17 protein-coding genes are annotated in these 14,639 nt (G+C 73.3%); 13 read left to right on the forward strand and 4 right to left on the reverse strand.

Going from position 1 to position 14,639, the window contains the following annotated elements:
* The first annotated feature begins 7 nt into the window (after nucleotides 1–7).
* From MUY22_RS42175 to MUY22_RS42205, 7 genes are read left to right on the forward strand one after another with little or no spacing between them, the layout of a single operon-like run.
* Nucleotides 8–259 (forward strand): acyl carrier protein, encoded by a 252-nt coding sequence (locus MUY22_RS42175; RefSeq protein WP_247052913.1) that lies wholly within the window; start codon nucleotides 8–10, stop codon nucleotides 257–259.
* Nucleotides 256–1,407 carry an acyl-CoA dehydrogenase family protein gene (locus MUY22_RS42180; RefSeq protein ID WP_247052915.1) on the forward strand — a complete coding sequence of 384 codons (1,152 nt, stop codon included), beginning with the start codon at nucleotides 256–258 and terminating at the stop codon, nucleotides 1,405–1,407. Before MUY22_RS42175 ends, MUY22_RS42180 begins: the two co-directional genes overlap by 4 nt.
* Nucleotides 1,400–2,527 carry an acyl-CoA dehydrogenase family protein gene (locus MUY22_RS42185; protein WP_247052917.1) on the forward strand — a complete coding sequence of 376 codons (1,128 nt, stop codon included), beginning with the start codon at nucleotides 1,400–1,402 and terminating at the stop codon, nucleotides 2,525–2,527. Before MUY22_RS42180 ends, MUY22_RS42185 begins: the two co-directional genes overlap by 8 nt.
* Nucleotides 2,524–3,204: a 4'-phosphopantetheinyl transferase superfamily protein gene (locus MUY22_RS42190; RefSeq protein ID WP_247052919.1), complete on the forward strand. Its 681-nt coding sequence runs from the start codon at nucleotides 2,524–2,526 to the stop codon at nucleotides 3,202–3,204. The genes MUY22_RS42185 and MUY22_RS42190 overlap by 4 nt, the downstream gene beginning before the upstream one ends.
* Before the next feature lie 4 nt (nucleotides 3,205–3,208).
* Complete coding sequence (locus MUY22_RS42195; RefSeq protein WP_247052921.1) at nucleotides 3,209–4,195, forward strand: hypothetical protein; 987 nt, start codon at nucleotides 3,209–3,211, stop codon at nucleotides 4,193–4,195.
* A gap of 5 nt (nucleotides 4,196–4,200) precedes the next feature.
* Nucleotides 4,201–5,715, forward strand: a complete 1,515-nt coding sequence (locus tag MUY22_RS42200; RefSeq protein ID WP_247052923.1) for an amino acid adenylation domain-containing protein — start codon at nucleotides 4,201–4,203, stop codon at nucleotides 5,713–5,715.
* Nucleotides 5,712–6,458: a flavin reductase family protein gene (locus MUY22_RS42205; RefSeq protein WP_247052925.1), complete on the forward strand. Its 747-nt coding sequence runs from the start codon at nucleotides 5,712–5,714 to the stop codon at nucleotides 6,456–6,458. The genes MUY22_RS42200 and MUY22_RS42205 overlap by 4 nt, the downstream gene beginning before the upstream one ends.
* 336 nt (nucleotides 6,459–6,794) lie before the next feature.
* Here MUY22_RS42205 and MUY22_RS42210 read toward each other — a convergent pair whose 3' ends face one another.
* From MUY22_RS42210 to MUY22_RS42220, 3 genes are all read right to left on the reverse strand, one after another.
* Nucleotides 6,795–7,718, reverse strand: coding sequence for a LysR family transcriptional regulator (locus MUY22_RS42210; RefSeq protein ID WP_247052927.1), 924 nt, complete (start codon nucleotides 7,716–7,718; stop codon nucleotides 6,795–6,797).
* A gap of 644 nt (nucleotides 7,719–8,362) precedes the next feature.
* The gene (locus MUY22_RS42215; RefSeq protein WP_247052929.1) at nucleotides 8,363–8,683 is read right to left on the reverse strand and encodes an AzlD domain-containing protein; all 321 of its coding nucleotides are present in this window, start codon (nucleotides 8,681–8,683) and stop codon (nucleotides 8,363–8,365) included.
* Nucleotides 8,680–9,363, reverse strand: a complete 684-nt coding sequence (locus MUY22_RS42220) for an AzlC family ABC transporter permease (RefSeq protein WP_247052931.1) — start codon at nucleotides 9,361–9,363, stop codon at nucleotides 8,680–8,682. Before MUY22_RS42220 ends, MUY22_RS42215 begins: the two co-directional genes overlap by 4 nt.
* Nucleotides 9,364–9,511: 148 nt before the next feature.
* Here MUY22_RS42220 and MUY22_RS42225 point away from each other — a divergent pair, with 148 nt between their 5' ends.
* The 5 genes from MUY22_RS42225 (at nucleotide 9,512) to MUY22_RS42245 (ending at nucleotide 12,920) form a co-directional block, all read left to right on the forward strand.
* Nucleotides 9,512–10,066, forward strand: coding sequence for a CGNR zinc finger domain-containing protein (locus tag MUY22_RS42225; RefSeq protein WP_247052933.1), 555 nt, complete (start codon nucleotides 9,512–9,514; stop codon nucleotides 10,064–10,066).
* Between the two features lie 302 nt (nucleotides 10,067–10,368).
* Nucleotides 10,369–11,466 carry a glycoside hydrolase family 3 N-terminal domain-containing protein gene (locus MUY22_RS42230; protein ID WP_247052935.1) on the forward strand — a complete coding sequence of 366 codons (1,098 nt, stop codon included), beginning with the start codon at nucleotides 10,369–10,371 and terminating at the stop codon, nucleotides 11,464–11,466.
* Nucleotides 11,467–11,531: 65 nt separating this feature from the next.
* Entirely contained in the window at nucleotides 11,532–11,702 is a 171-nt protein-coding gene (locus tag MUY22_RS42235; RefSeq protein ID WP_247052937.1) for a hypothetical protein, read from the forward strand.
* Nucleotides 11,703–12,042: 340 nt separating this feature from the next.
* Nucleotides 12,043–12,411: a hypothetical protein gene (locus MUY22_RS42240; RefSeq protein WP_247052939.1), complete on the forward strand. Its 369-nt coding sequence runs from the start codon at nucleotides 12,043–12,045 to the stop codon at nucleotides 12,409–12,411.
* Nucleotides 12,408–12,920, forward strand: a complete 513-nt coding sequence (locus MUY22_RS42245; protein ID WP_247052941.1) for a roadblock/LC7 domain-containing protein — start codon at nucleotides 12,408–12,410, stop codon at nucleotides 12,918–12,920. Before MUY22_RS42240 ends, MUY22_RS42245 begins: the two co-directional genes overlap by 4 nt.
* An 8-nt stretch (nucleotides 12,921–12,928) precedes the next feature.
* Here MUY22_RS42245 and MUY22_RS42250 read toward each other — a convergent pair whose 3' ends face one another.
* On the reverse strand, nucleotides 12,929–13,627 hold the full coding sequence (locus MUY22_RS42250) for an SDR family NAD(P)-dependent oxidoreductase (protein ID WP_247052943.1): 699 nt from the start codon (nucleotides 13,625–13,627) through the stop codon (nucleotides 12,929–12,931).
* A gap of 113 nt (nucleotides 13,628–13,740) precedes the next feature.
* On the opposite strand from MUY22_RS42250, the gene MUY22_RS42255 reads away from it, so the two are divergent.
* On the forward strand, nucleotides 13,741–14,622 hold the full coding sequence (locus MUY22_RS42255) for a helix-turn-helix transcriptional regulator (protein ID WP_247052945.1): 882 nt from the start codon (nucleotides 13,741–13,743) through the stop codon (nucleotides 14,620–14,622).
* The last annotated feature ends 17 nt before the right edge of the window (nucleotides 14,623–14,639 follow it).

Genomic DNA, 14,639 nt, shown 5'->3' on the forward strand with positions numbered 1-14,639 from the left:
CGAACCGATGGACCCCCGCATGACCGAACTGCTGACCCCGTTCCTGAAGTTCCTCAACGGCCGCGAGCTCGGCCCGGACGACTCGCTGCGCGAGTGCGGGCTGGACTCGATGCAGTCGATCAACGTGCTGTTCGAGATCGAGGACGTGTTCGGCATCTCCCTGCCGGACGAGGACATCACCGACGCCACCTTCGCCACCCCGGCCACGCTGTGGACCGCGGTCAACGCTCAGCTGGAGCACCAGGGGGTCTCGTCATGACCACCGCTCCCCTCGCCGAGCTCGTGGGGCGCGTGACCAAGGTCGCCGCCGAGCACGTCCGCGAGACCGACGACGAAGCCGCGTTCCCGGTGCAGGCGCTCGACGAGCTGCGTGCCACCGGCCTGCTGGGCCTGCTCGTGCCGGCCGAAGAGGGCGGGCTCGGCGGATCGCTGGCCGACATGCTCGAGACGAGCGTCGAGCTGGGCCGGGTGGACATGTCGCTGGCGATGATCTTCGCCATGCACTGCCAGCAGGTCGCCGCCGTGCTCGCGCACGCCGACGGCAAGCTGCGCGCGGAGCTGGTGCCCGAGATCGCCGCGGGCCGGCTCTACATCGCCTCGGTCACCACCGAGGCGGGCAAGGGCGGGCACCTGCTGACCGCCGAGTCCGCGGCGGCCTGGCGCGACGGCGAGCTGCTCGTCGACCGCTTCGCCCCGATCGTCACCGGGGGCCGGCACGCCGACGGGTTCCTGATCACCATGCGGTCACCGGACTCCGAGGCGGACAACCAGGTTTCGCTGGTCTACGCCGCCCGCTCGCAGGTGGAGATCGAGCCGGCCGGCGGCTGGAACCCGCTCGGCATGCGGGCCAGCGACAGCGGCGCGCTGAAGCTGCGCGGGCGGCTGCCCGCCCACCAGGTCGTCGGCCGGCACGGCGACTTCCACACGATCGTCACCACCGTGTTCGGCCCGCTGGCCCACCTCGGCTGGGCGTCGTGCTGGCTGGGCACGGCGGCCGGGGCGCTGTCCCGGGTGATCGGCTCGCTGCGCGGCAGCCGCGGGAAGACCGACCTGAGCTCGGAGCTGCTGATGACGCGGCTGTCGCGGTCGCGCCAGCGGCTGGACACCGTGCACGCGCTGATCGACCACGCCCGCGAGGTCGTCGAGACCACAGCGGACCTCAGCGTGCCGAAGGTGCAGCTGCTGATCAACGCCGTGAAGATCACCGCCGCCGAGGAGTGCTACCGCGCCGTCGACGAGCTGGTCGACGCCGTCGGGATGCGCCACGGTTACCTGCGCGACTCCCCGACGCGGCTGGAGCAGTCGCTGCGGGACCTGCGCTCGGCGGTGCTGAACTACAGCAACGACCGGCTGCACCTCGCCGACGGCCGGCTCACGCTCCTCGACCAGGAGGTGCGTTTTGCCTGAGTCAGCGCTGCTGGACTCGCGCGTGCGCGCCGGTCCCGCCGCGGAATCACTGTCCACTGTGGAATCCGACGCCCCCGCCGCCGAGGTGTGGCGGGCGCTCGGGTCCGCCGGCGTGCTGCGGGCGCAGTACCGCCGGCGCACCCCGACCGGCCTGGTCGCCGACCCGGACCGGCTCGGCGCCACCCTGCGCGCGGTCGACGCGCGCGGGGACAACGGCATCACGCTGAGCGTGCTGGTGCAGTCGGCGAGCGCGTTGCCGATCCTGGCCGCCGGGACCGGGCCGGCCGAGGCCGCGTTCGACCGGGTCGCCGACGGCGGCTGCGAGGTCGCGCTGGCCGCGACGGACGCCGCGGCGGCCGGGTCCGACCTCACCGGGCTGGGCACGGAGATCGAGGTCGACGGCGACACCGTCCGGCTCGAAGGCGCCAAGCGGTGGGTGACCACGGCGACGCGCGCCGCGTACTTCCTGGTGCTGGCCCGGCATCGGCCCGGCCGCCACTTCACCTCCTTCACCTGGGTCCTGGTCCCGGCCGACACGGCCGGGGTGCGGGTCACGCCCGCGACGACGACCCTGCTCCCGGGCTCGGGCACCGGGCACGTCGAGTTCTCCGGGGTCCGCCTGCCCGCGTCGGCCGTGCTCGGCCGGACCGGGCGCGGGCTGGCCCTGTTCGCCCGGCACATGGGCACCGAGCGGCTCGCCGGCGCCCAGTGGGCCACCGCGCTCACCAGCCGGGTGCTGGCCGACACCCGGACCGCGCTGACCGAGCGGGAGATCGACGGCCGCGCGCTGTGGGACCACGACTCGGTCCGCCAGGAGTTCGCGCGCTGCCTGCTGCGGGTGCGCGAACTGCGCGCCCTGTACGAAGCCCTGGGCGAACGGGTCGTGGAAGAGCACGACACGACGAGCGCGGCGCTGCTGAAGGCCGCGATCGGGATCACCCCCGACGAGGTGCTCTCGCGCTGCGCGCGGTGGCGCGGCGCCGACGGGTTCGCCGACGACGGCCTGCAGCTCGTGCGGGCCGAGGCCGCGGTGTTCGGCATCGGCGGCGGGGTGACCGAGCTGATGCTCGGCGCGGTCGCCGACGGCGCCGGGACCCTGCTCGAGGAGCTGCGCGCGTGACCGCCGGAACGCGGGCCGACGCCGGCGATGGCCTGGACGTCACCGCCGACGGCGCCGAGATCTCGCCCGGGGTGTGGGTCGCTTCGGCCTCCCGCGCCGACCTCGGCGACGCGCTCGCCCACCCGGGCGACCTCGCCGACGCCGGCACCCGGCCGCGCTGGCGCCGCGCGGAGTTCCTCGCCGGCCGGCACCTGCTGCGGCGCCTGCTGCGGCGGGTGCGGCCCGACCTGGCCGCGCTGCCGCTGCGCACCGACCCGGCGGGCAAGCCCCGGCTGGACGCCGGCGGCGCGCCGGACCTCGCGCTGCCCGGCATCACGATCTCCCACGACGGGGACCGGATCGCGGCGGCGGTGTGCGCGCACGGGGACGTGGGCGTGGACGTCCAGCTGCCCCCGGACCGGCTGACCGACTCGACCGTGCGCCGGTGCCTCGGCTCGCACGCACCGAAGGTCACCGCCCTGCCCCGCGCGTGGCGGGCCCGGGAGTTCGCCTGGGTGTGGACCGTGCAGGAAGCGTGCGTCAAGGCCGCGGGCACCGGCATGGCCGGGCGGCCGTGGTCGATCGACGTCCCGCCCGGCGCGGTGTCCGGGCACTGGGGCGGGTTCGCCTGGCTGAGCCTGCGCACCCGATCGCCGGTGCCGCTCAGCTGCGCCTTCCACACCGCTCCGCACTGGTGATCCGGTGCGGAACCCGACCACGACGACGGAGGTCGACGTGCACCTCATCAACGCCCCGGACGTAGTGCCGGAACTCAGTTGCTACACCACCAACCTGGTCGCCTACCTCGAAGCCGACGACCCCGGTGTGAAGACCCGCCTGGCGCACGCCGTGCGGCTCGCGGTCCGGCTCGACGGCGGCAGCGGGGACCTCGTGTTCTCCCAGCACGCCCGCGTCGACGACAGCGCCGCGCACGATCCGCTCGGTTACCGCGGGGCCCCGGACTGGGCGCTGGCCGCCGGCGACCTCGACGCGGAGCTCACCCGCTCGGGGCGGGTGCTGACCGTCGCCGACACCTTCCACCTGCCCTGGTCCCCCGCGCACGAGACCGCGCACTCGCCGCACTGGCTGCTGCTGCTCGGCCGGCGTGACGGGCACTGGCTGGTGGGTGACCACTTCTGCGCGTTGACCCCGCTCGGTGCCCAGGAACCGTTCCTCGGCTGGCTGGACGACGCCGCGCTGGAGCGCGCGTTGACGCCGCACGCCCCGTGGCCGGCGGAGATCGACAACCGCGACCGCCACGCGCTGGGCGCCGCCGTGGAGCCGGTGCTCGCGGACCGGTTCCGCTGGCTGGCCCGCTCTGTCGGCGAGGCGCCCGCCGACCCGGCGGCGAACCCGGACGACTGGACCTGCGCCCTGCCCGACGTGCTCGGCCGCATCAGCGGGGTCCTGACCGAGGACGAGACCGCCGCCGCCCGCTACGGCGACGACCTGTGGGCGGCCAGCAGGCACTACACCTACCGGCTCGAAGTGCTCGCCGCGAACGGCGAGATCTGCGCGGAGGACGCCGCCGCGGCCGCGATGAGCTGGGGCGAGCTGCCCAAGGTCGTCCGGTTCGCCGCGGAGTCGGCCGCCAGGGGCCGGCCCCGCGCCGGTCTGCTGGAGCGGACGTTCGACGACCTGGCGCGCACCAACACGAAGACGACCGCCGGCCCGGCATCGGAGGCATGAGAACGATGAACACCCTTTACCACTGGTTCGAAACGTCGGCCGGGAAGCACGCCGACGCGCCCGCGCTCGAAGTCGGCGCGCGCACCCTGACCTACCGCGAGCTGGAAGAGCTCGCCGGGCACGTCGCGGCCGAGGCCGTCGCCGCGCTGGGATCGGTGCCCGCCCGGATCGGCGTGCTGGCCGAGCGCAGCGTGCTCACCTACGCCGGCTACCTCGCCGCGCACCGGCTCGGCAGCACCGTCGTGCCGCTCAACCCCGCCTTTCCCGCCCAGCGCAACCGGATGATCGCCGAGGCCGCCGGTCTCGACCTGGTCCTCACCGAGGACCCCGCCGACCTCGGCGTGCCGGAGCTGGCCATGGCCGAGCCCACCGGCGGCGCCGCGGGCACCCCGCCGGCGTCCGCCACCGGGGACCTGGCCTACATCCTGTTCACCTCGGGCTCGACCGGGCGGCCGAAAGGCGTCCCGATCCGGCACCGCAACGTCTGCGCCTACCTCGAGCACGTCGTGCCGCGCTACGGCATGGAGCCGGGCAGCCGCGTCTCCCAGACCTTCGACCTGACCTTCGACCTGTCGGTGTTCGACATGTTCACCGCGTGGGGCGGCGGCGCGACGCTCGTCGTCCCCAGCCGCGAGGACCTGCTGGCGCCGGTGCGGTTCGTCGCGGAGAAGCGGCTCACCCACTGGTTCTCGGTGCCCTCGATGGTGTCCTACGCCCAGCGGCTGCGCAGCCTGCGGCCCGGGAGCATGCCGACGCTGCGCTGGAGCCTGTTCTGCGGGGAACCGCTGACCACGCACCAGGCCACGGCCTGGCAGCGCGCCGCCCCCGACGGCGTCGTGGAGAACCTCTACGGCCCCACGGAGCTGACCATCAGCTGCGCGGAGTACCGGCTGCCTGCCGACCCGGCGGACTGGCCGGAGACCGCCAACGGGACCGTGCCGATCGGGCGCCTCTACCCCAGCGTCAGCCACGTCGTGCTCGACGACCGGGGACGTCCGGCGGTGGAAGGGGAACTCTGCGCGCGCGGGCCCCAGCGGTTCCCCGGTTACCTCGACCCGGCCGCCAACGAAGGCCGTTTCTACCACTTCGGCCCGGGCGACGAGACCGCGCGGCCGCACGCCGCGGGTGACGAGCTCGACGACACCGCGTGGTACCGCACCGGCGACCGGGTGTCCTGGCAGGACGGTGCTCTCGTCCACTTGGGACGGTCGGACCAGCAGGTGAAGGTGCAGGGCTACCGGGTCGAGCTCGGCGAGATCGAGGCCGTGCTGCGGGACCAGGAGGCGGTGCGCGACGCGATCGTGCTCGCCCTGCCCGGCAGCGGCGGCACGACCGAGCTCGAAGCGGTGTGCACCGGCTCGGACCTGGACTCCGACCGGCTGCTCACCGCCGTCGCCGGCCGGCTGCCCGGGTACATGGTGCCCCGGCGGCTCACCGTGCTGGACACGCTGCCGCTCAACGTCAACGGCAAGATCGACCGCTCGGCCCTCACCAAGGAAGCGATCGGGCAGCGCGGATGACCACCACACCCCGGGAAGGGAAGACCATGCGCACCGCACACGTCACCCAGTCGCCGCTCCGCACCACCCGCCGGCCCACCGAAACCCGGCCGGTGCCGGGCATGCCGGCCCACGAGGCCGCGCCGCCGGGCGTTCCGGTTTCGGCGCCGGACGTCTCGGCACACGAGGTTTCGGCGCCGGGAGTTTCGACGCCGGGGATTCCGACGCCGGAGTCCGCGACGCACGGCCCGTCGGCGCAGGGCCCGCCCCCGGGGTCCCCGCCCGCACCGGAACTGGTGCCCGCGGAGGGATTCCGCCAGGCGATCGCGAAGCTGCCGACCGGGGTCACCGTGCTCACGACCGTCACCGGGGACTCCCCCGTCGGCTGCACGGCCAACGCCGTGATGTCGCTCTCGGCCGACACCCCGAGCGTCCTGGTGTCGCTGGGCAGCCACAGCCGGACCCTCGCGGCCATCCTCGACACGGGGTCGTTCGCCGTCAACACGCTGTCCTGGTCGCAGCGGGCGCTGACCCGCAAGTTCGCCTCCGGCAGCCCGGCCGAGCGGTTCGACGGCGTGCCGTGGCAGCCCGAGCGCCGGATCCCCGTGCTGTCCGCGGCGGGGGTGGCGCTGGTCTGCGAGGTGGGCGACACCGCGGCGCTGCTGGACCACACCGTGGTCGTCGGCAAGGTCGTCTGGCTGCGGCACACGAACGAAGCCCCGACGGTGCTCTACGGCCGCGAGCAATACCCGCTGGGAGCCTGAAGAAAGAACCATCGCCCGGCTCGGCGGGCCGCCCCGCTGGGGGCGGCCCGCCGAGCCGGGCGAACTCTTGCCCGGGTTCCCGGCCCTGCCGCGGCCGAGCCTTGCCGTAAGCCGTGAATGCCACATTGAGGGACCTAGTGTCCCTCGATGTGGCATTCACGGACTTCGGTCGAGCGGGGTGGTCAAGCACGCCGTCGCGGAGGAGTCGGAAGGACGACGCGCCGAGCCGCACCGGGCACGTGGGTGGCGAGACGAAGGCCCCGACGGGGCGCTAAAAGACGAAAGCGCCAACCGTTCGGGGCCTGAAGACAGAGGGACCGGCTCGCCGGTCCGCCCTCAGAGGGCGGACCGGTGGGCCGGACGCGTTCCCGCGTCCGCGACCTGCTCCGCGGTCGCACGGGCCGCCGCGTCGAGCAGGACCGAGAACCGGGGGTCGGTGCGGATCTCGCGGTGCCAGGCGACCTGTGTGAAGACCTGGAACGGCGCGGTCCACGGCACCTCGACCAGCCGGCCCTCGGCCAGCTCGGTGGCGACGCTGAGCCGGGGCAGCAGCGCGATACCCAGCCCCGCGGTCAGCGCGTGCTTCACCGCGTCGATCGAGCCGAAGGACAGCGACCGGATCCGGCCGTCGGCGGCATCGCTCAGCGTCCGCTCGAACAGGCGCTGGTAGCCGCTGTCCCGGTGCGCGCACAGCAGCGGGTACTTCGCCAGCCGCGAGGTCGGCACCGGCTCCCGGCCGAGCGGGCCGTCCGGGCCGGTGACCACCACGAGCGGCTCCGGGCACAGCAGGGTCGAATCGGCCTTCGGCGAGGACTTGCAGACGTCGATGAAGAACGCGCAGTCGACGTCGGAGTCGCCGATCCGACTCCACGGGTCCTCCTCCATCGGCCGGATCTCCAGCGCCAGCTCCGGGTGCCGCCGGTACAGGTACTCGATGATCGGCACCAGCCGGTAGGAGGCGAGCCCGCTGTCGGCGCCGACGCTCAGCGCGTCCCCGGAAGCGGCGCCCTCGAGCACCGTCTCCTCCGCCATCTGGCTCAGCTTCACGATCTTGTGGGCGTAACGCCGGAACCGCTGGCCGGCGGTGGTGAGCCGGATGAGCGCGCCGGTGCGGTGGAACAGGTCGCAGGCGAGGTCGCGCTCCAGCTTCTTGATCCGGGCGGTGACCGTCGGCTGCGCCAGGCTCAGATCGCTGGCGGCCTTGGTGAAGCTCGACTGCTCGGCCACGTTGAGGAAGGTGGTGAGGGAAGCGGTGTCCACAGGTCACCACCGATCCTGGCGAGCGGCGCTGGGGTCGATGCCCGCGCTGCGGCGAATGGTCCCTTCATCGATCGGGGTGGATTTTCGCGGCACGGCCTCTTCCCGCTCGCCGTGGTTCTGGTGAGAGGTGTCCGCCGTCAGGTGCCGGCGGCCTCTCCGGCCGGCCGTGGTGGCCGCCCTCCCGCAGTGGTCGAACTCGGTCCCGAACACGAAACCTCCTAGGTGCCGCCTACTCGCTGCCGGCACGAAACCCTTCACGACGAACGTCCCCCGATCGGCACCCTCGGCCCTTTCCGGCTCCGGGTGGCCATTCGATTATTTCGTTCATGCCCTTGCCGAAAGTCCTTGCCAGGCGGCGGGGAACGGCCTTGGCCGACGCTCACCCGCTGGTTGACCCACTTCGGATACCACCCGTAAGTGGCTGGCAAACTGCCACTATCCGGCAGGGAAAACTGCTCGTTCTCACCCAACGTGGCCAGCTGAGGAATTTGTCCTTCACCCCAAGAGAGCAACGTCGCTCCAGTTCCCGATTCGACCGCAGGCGGCCGGAGCAGTCCCTTTCCGACCAGCGGGTTCACGGACGCCCGGTGGTCGATCTTGCACTTTTAGGAATTGTTCGCACGCACGCGCCCGGCGACGACGGATCAGCCGAGCACCAGGCGCAGCAGAGCGCTCACGACGGCGGCGCCGATCATCGCGGTCAGGATGGACCGCTTGGTGGCCAGCAGGGCCACGCCGACGCCGACGCCCGCCAGCGCGGTGAGCGTTCGCATCGAGGACACGTCACCCGAGGCCGGCCACAGCAAGGTGACCACCAGCCCGGCCATGAGAGCCGGAGTCGCGCAGGTCAGCGCGTTGCGCAGCCAGGCGGGCAGTTCCCGCCCACCGGCGGCCAGCGGCACCACGACCCGCAACGTGAGCGCGGTGACGCCGAGCGCCAGCACGATCACCCATTGGTACGTCATCGCCGCACCCCCAGAGCCGCCCCCGCCACGGCACCGGCCGCCCCGGCCACCAGCACCGGGATACCCGGCGGGGCCCAGGAGACCAGCGCGGCCGCGACGAGGACGCCGAGGCCGGCCAGGACCCACGCGCGCGTGGTCTTCAGGTGCGAGCGCAGCAGGCCGAGGAAGAACACCGGGTAGGCGGCGTCCAGCCCCAGCCGTCCCGGGTCGCCGATGGCGTCGCCGAGGACGGCGCCCAGCGCGGTCCCGGCGGTCCAGCCGCACAGGCACAACGCGCCGGCCACCCGCAGCGTGCGCAGGTCGTAGCGCCCCTCACCGCGGTGGGCGATCGCCCAGGAGCCGTCGGTGATCAGCAGCGCCGTCCCGGCCCGCGACCACGCGGACCCGGTCAGCGCCGGAGCGATCGTGGTGCCCATCAGCAGGTAACGCGCGTTGAGCGCCGCCGCCGCGCCGATCACGGCCCAGACCGAGCCGTGCTGGCCGATGACGGCGACCGCGCCGTACTGGGCGCTACCGGAGAACACCAGCAGCGACATGGCCACCGGGGCCAGCACGCCCATCCCGACCGAGGCCGCGAGCGCGCCGAACGCCATGCCGTCCGCCAGATCGGCCGCGGCCACCGGCAGCACCGGGCGCACGACCCGGGCCGGGGAGCGGGGTTCAGTGGTGGTTTCGGTCACGACAGCTCATCTCCTCGGACTCGTCACGAGTTGACGTTACCAGCAAAGCCGAGTGTTGGTAACCTGAGCGGGTGACCGTACCGCCCTGCAAGACATCTCCGCCCCCACCTGTAACTCACACGGCGATAATGCTGGTAACGTGCCTGCCATGGTTCCCCGTCCCGCCGCACCACCTCCGCTCGGCGTGGTCCAGCGCCTGGTCAACACCCGCGAACTGCTGGAGGACCGGGACGACCTGAGCACCCCGGCCGGCCTGGTGACGTGGGCGGATTCCGAAGGCCTGCCGTGCCCGGCCCGGCCGACGGAGGCGGACCTGACCCGCGTACGCCGCCTCCGGGAGGCCCTGCGGCAGCTGCTGGGCGCCCCCGAGGGCACACCGGCCGCGGTGAGCGCGTTGAACGGCGAACTGGCCCGCACCGGCACCCGCCCCCTCCTGCAGATCGACCCACCCGGCGCGGAGTTCGTCGGCGACGACGCCACCGCCCTGGACACGGCGATCACCCGGGTGCTCGCCACCGTCGTCACCACCCGCCTGGACGGTTCCCTGCGCCGCCTGAAGACCTGCGCCGCGGAAGACTGCTTGTGGGCCTTCTACGACCGCTCCCCCAACGCGGTCAGCCGCTGGTGCGAGACGTCGGTCTGCGGCGCCCGGCACAAGATGCGCGCCTACCGGGCCCGCCAGGCCGCGGGCACCTCGGGCTGAGCCCGCCCGATGTCGTGAGAGCCGGGTAAGACGCCCGGCGGATACCGCTTACGCCACCGGCAAAACCGCTCCACGACCGGAGATCCGGCGTTCACCGCAGCCGGAATCCGCGACGCGCCTCCAGCCTTTCCCGGACCGGGTCCGGGAAAGGCCGTCAGCAAGGCCGGAAGTGTGACCGGCGAGCATTTCTCGCGCATTCCCCTGACGCGCCCACGACAGCCGAACACATATCGGTCCGTCAGAAAATTTCCGTCAGCCACTCGAAAGAGTTACCGTGAGAGTGACCTGGAGGGAGCGGACCCATGACCCGTGTGACGCGCAGGAGGACTTTGCCGGCCCTGGTCGCCGTGGTGGCGCTGGCGGGCGCCATGGGCGCCGCTCCCGGGGCAGCCGGCCTGACGCCCCGGCAGCTCGCCGGCCAGCGGGTGATCTACTCCTACCCCGGCCTCACACCACCGGACGCGCTCCTGCAGCGCATCCGGGCCGGCGAAGCGGGCGGCGTCATCTTCTTCGGCGAGAACGTCCAGAGCAGCCAGCAGATCGCCGGCGTCGTGCGGCAGCTGCGCGCCGCGTCGGCGCAGAGCCCGGTGTCCCGGCCGCTGCTGCTGATGACCGACCAGGAGGGCGGCCAGGTGCGCCGGCTGCCGGGCGAGCCCGCCCTGTCGGAGAAGCAGGTCGGGCAGGCGGCCGATCCGGTGGCCGCCGCGACCGCCGCCGGCACCGGCGCGGGCCGCACCCTGACCGCGGCCGGGATGAACGTCAACCTGGCGCCGGTGCTGGACGTCTACCGCCAGGCCGGCGACTTCATCGACCGGTACGGCCGCTCCTACAGCAACGACCCGGCGGTCGCCGGGCGCCTCGGTGCCGCGGCCGTCACCGCGCAGCAGGCCACCGGCGTCGCGGCGACGGCCAAGCACTTCCCCGGCCTGGGTTCGGCCCCGGCGAGCGCGAACACCGACGTGGCCCCGGTGACGCTGACCGTGCCGCTGACCGAGCTGCGCGCGAAGGACGAAGCGCCCTACCCGACGGCGATCCGGGCCGCGGTCGACCTCGTGATGCTGTCCTGGGCCGTCTACCCGGCACTCGACGCCGGACGCCCGGCCGGGCTCTCCCCGGTCGTCGTCCGCCAGGAACTGCGGCAGCGCACCGGTTTCTCCGGCGTCACCATCACCGACGCGCTGGAAGCCGGGGCCCTGAACGGCTACGGGACCACCGGCAACCGCGCGGTGCTGGCGGCCGGCGCGGGAACGGACCTGATCCTGGCCTCGGCCCGCGACGTCGCCCAGGGCGACAGCGCCGCCGACGCGCTGGCCGCCGCCCTGGGCAACGGCACCCTGCCGAGCGCGGACTTCACGGCCTCGATCGACCGGATCTCCGCCCTGCGGAGCCGGTTGCCCTGACGCCGCCGGGGCGTCACCGGACCGAGCGATCCCGGCCGGCCGGTCCGCGTGGCACCATGATCGTCATGGATGAGTTCGAGGTGGGCGAGACCGTCCGGATCACCGGCCGGACGATGACCGGGAACGTCGGCACGGTCGTCCACTTCGACGGCAAGCGCGACAAGTACCTGGTGCGCGTCGGCGCGGTCACCCAGAACTACTTCCCGGCGGCGGAGCTGGAGCGGTTCTCCGGCTAGCGTTTCCCGCTCGTCACACGCGGACAGCGCGTGACAACGGCCGATCTGCAATTTGCTGAATGCATATCGCCGCGATAAGTCTCGCCCGCACTTCGCTTCCGCTCGGAAAACGAATGCCGGACCAGGTCATCGGACAGGCGAACAAGTCACAAAGCCGCGCCGCCCTGACTCCCGGAAGAATTAATCAGATTGCTCCGAACGGGCGTACTCATCACCGCCGCGGACACATAACGTCACCTGCCTACGCAACGGACTGCCACTACGCGACGCAAGCCTTCGCGCCCCGGGCACGTCGATTGCCGCACTCGCACGTGATCGCCCGACAGGAGAACCCCTTTTCATGACGATCGACCTGGCGTTGAAAGAAGCGATGAGCATTCCCGGCGCCGTCGGCGCGACACTCGTCGACTACGAGAGCGGGATGTCGCTCGGTTCGGCGGGCGGTGGTGACTGGCTCGACCTGGACGTCGCCGCGGCCGGCAACACCGAGGTCGTCCGCGCGAAGCTGCGCGTGATGGCCTCCCTCGGGCTCGACGACGCCATCGAGGACATCCTCATCACGCTCCACCGCCAGTACCACGTGATCCGGCCGCTGTCGGCCCGCGGCAACTCGACGCTGTTCCTCTACCTCGTGCTGGACCGCGAACGCGCGAACCTCGCGCTCGCCCGGCACAGCCTCAAGCGCATCGAGATCAGCCTTTCCGTATGAGCGGTACCGACATCCACAGCCAGCACTTCAGAGCGCCGCTGCCGATCCGCAAACCGTCCACCGGGACCACGAGCCCACCGCCGGAACGGGCGGTCACGAGCCCACCGCCCGACTCGGGCCGCACCCTCGAGGTGCTGCGCACGATCCGGGGCCAGGTCGACCAGGTCGCCGGGCTGCTCATGGCCACCCACGACGGCCTGGTCCTCGCCGACGACACCGACAGCGTCGAGCCCGACAGCGTGGCCGCCATGTCCGCGGCGGCCATCGGGCTCGCCGCGCAGTTCACCGCCCAGGCCGGCATCGGCGAGTCACGCTCCGCGATGTTCGAAGGCAGCTCCGGCTACGTCTGCGTCTTCCCCGTCGAAACGTCGCTCCTGCTGGTCGTGTTCGGCCAGCCGGACATCACCATGGGGCTGTTCACCCTGGCCGCCAAGCAGGCACTGACCCTGTTGCGGCACACCTCCCTGGCGCCCGCCGGGTCGCGCCCCGCCTGGCCGGCGCCGGAGTAGACCGCGGCTCAGGACCAGGCGATCTCGCCGTCGCGGGCGACGAACCGCCCGGAGCCGGCGCCGGGCTCCTCGGTGGCCAGGCCGACGATGGCGTCGGTGCCCTCGGTGACGGTCTGCGGGCCGCTGTGGCCGTTGAGGTCGGTCGCCGTGTAACCGGGATCGGCGGCGTTGACGCGGATGCCGGGAAACGCTTTCGCGTACTGCGTGGTCAGCATCGTGAGCGCCGCCTTCGAGGCGGTGTAGAGCGGGGCGACGACCCGGGACTCGGCGCGCGCCGGGTCGTGGGTGAGCGCGAGGGAGCCCATCCCGCTGCTGACGTTGATGATCACCGGGTCCGCCGACCGGCGCAGCAGCGGCAGGAACGCGCTGGTCGTGCGGACCACGCCGGCGAGGTTGACGTCGAAGACGCCGAGGGCGTCGGCGCCGGTCAGGCCGGTGGGGTCGCCGGCCGGGCCGTGGACGCCGGCGTTGTTGACCAGCACGTCGATCGCGCCCTCGTGCGCGGCGACGTCGGCGGCCGCGGCGGCGACGGACGCGTCGTCGGTCACGTCGATGGGCACGAACCGCGCGCCGACCGCGGCGGCGGCGCGCGCGCCCGCCTCCGGGTCGCGGGCGCCGGCCAGCACGGTGTGGCCGGCCTCGACGAGGCGGCGGGCGGTCTCGCGGCCGAGGCCCTTGTTCGCTCCGGTGATGAAGGTGATCGTCATGCGGTCGATCCTCTTCCCCGCTGCGACGGCCGGCCAGGGACGCCTCGACGGCAGGAACAGCCGTACCACCCTCGACGCCGGGTCCGGCGGCCGTGCTCGGGGAAGATGGGGGCATGACCACGACACCCGGGACCGGGCTGGGCGCGATGATCCGCACCTGGCGGGATCGGCTGCCCCCGTCGGCCGCGGCGCTGCCGGTGGGCCGGGCCCGCCGCGCGGCCGGGCTGCGGCGCGAGGAGCTCGCCGACCTCGCCGGCCTGTCGGTCGACTACGTCGTGCGCCTGGAGCAGGGCCGGGCCACCACGCCGTCGGTGCAGGTGGTCGCCTCCCTCGCGCGGGCCCTGCAGCTCTCGACGCCCGAACGGGACCACCTGTACCGGCTCGCCGGCCTCACCCCGCCGGCCGGCGGCACGATCTCCGACCACATCCCGCCCGGCGTCCACCGGGTGCTCTCCCGGCTCGGCGACGTCGCGGTCGCGGTGTTCGCGGCCGACTGGCAGCTGGTCTGGTGGAACCGCGGCTGGGCCGCGCTGCTGGGCGACCCGTCGGCCGCGGAGCCCCGCCGGCGCAACTTCGCCCGCGACCGGTTCCCGCTCGGCGCGGGTCCCGCCTGCCTCGCCCAGTGGCCGGTGACCGAGCTCGACAGCGACACCACGGACCTCGCCGTCGTCGCCGACCTGCGGCGCGCCACCAGACGCTTCCCGCACGACACCCGCCTCGCCGGCCTGATCCGCGAGCTGACCGCGGGCAACCGGCGGTTCGCGCGGCTGTGGGCCACCGGCGCCGTGGCCGCCCACCGCGAGGACGACAAGACGATCGACCACCCCTCGGTGGGACCGATCGAGGTGAACTGCGACGTGCTGGGCGGCGGCGACACCGAGCTGAAGATCGTGATCATGACCGCCGTCCCCGGCAGCCCCGCCGAGACCAAGCTGCGCCTCGCCGCGGCCACCGGGCCACCGGTTCAGGAGCGGGCCGCACCGGCCGGGCGGTGAACCCGGCCGGTGCGCAC

This window comes from Amycolatopsis sp. WQ 127309 (assembly GCF_023023025.1).
Lineage (GTDB): Bacteria > Actinomycetota > Actinomycetes > Mycobacteriales > Pseudonocardiaceae > Amycolatopsis.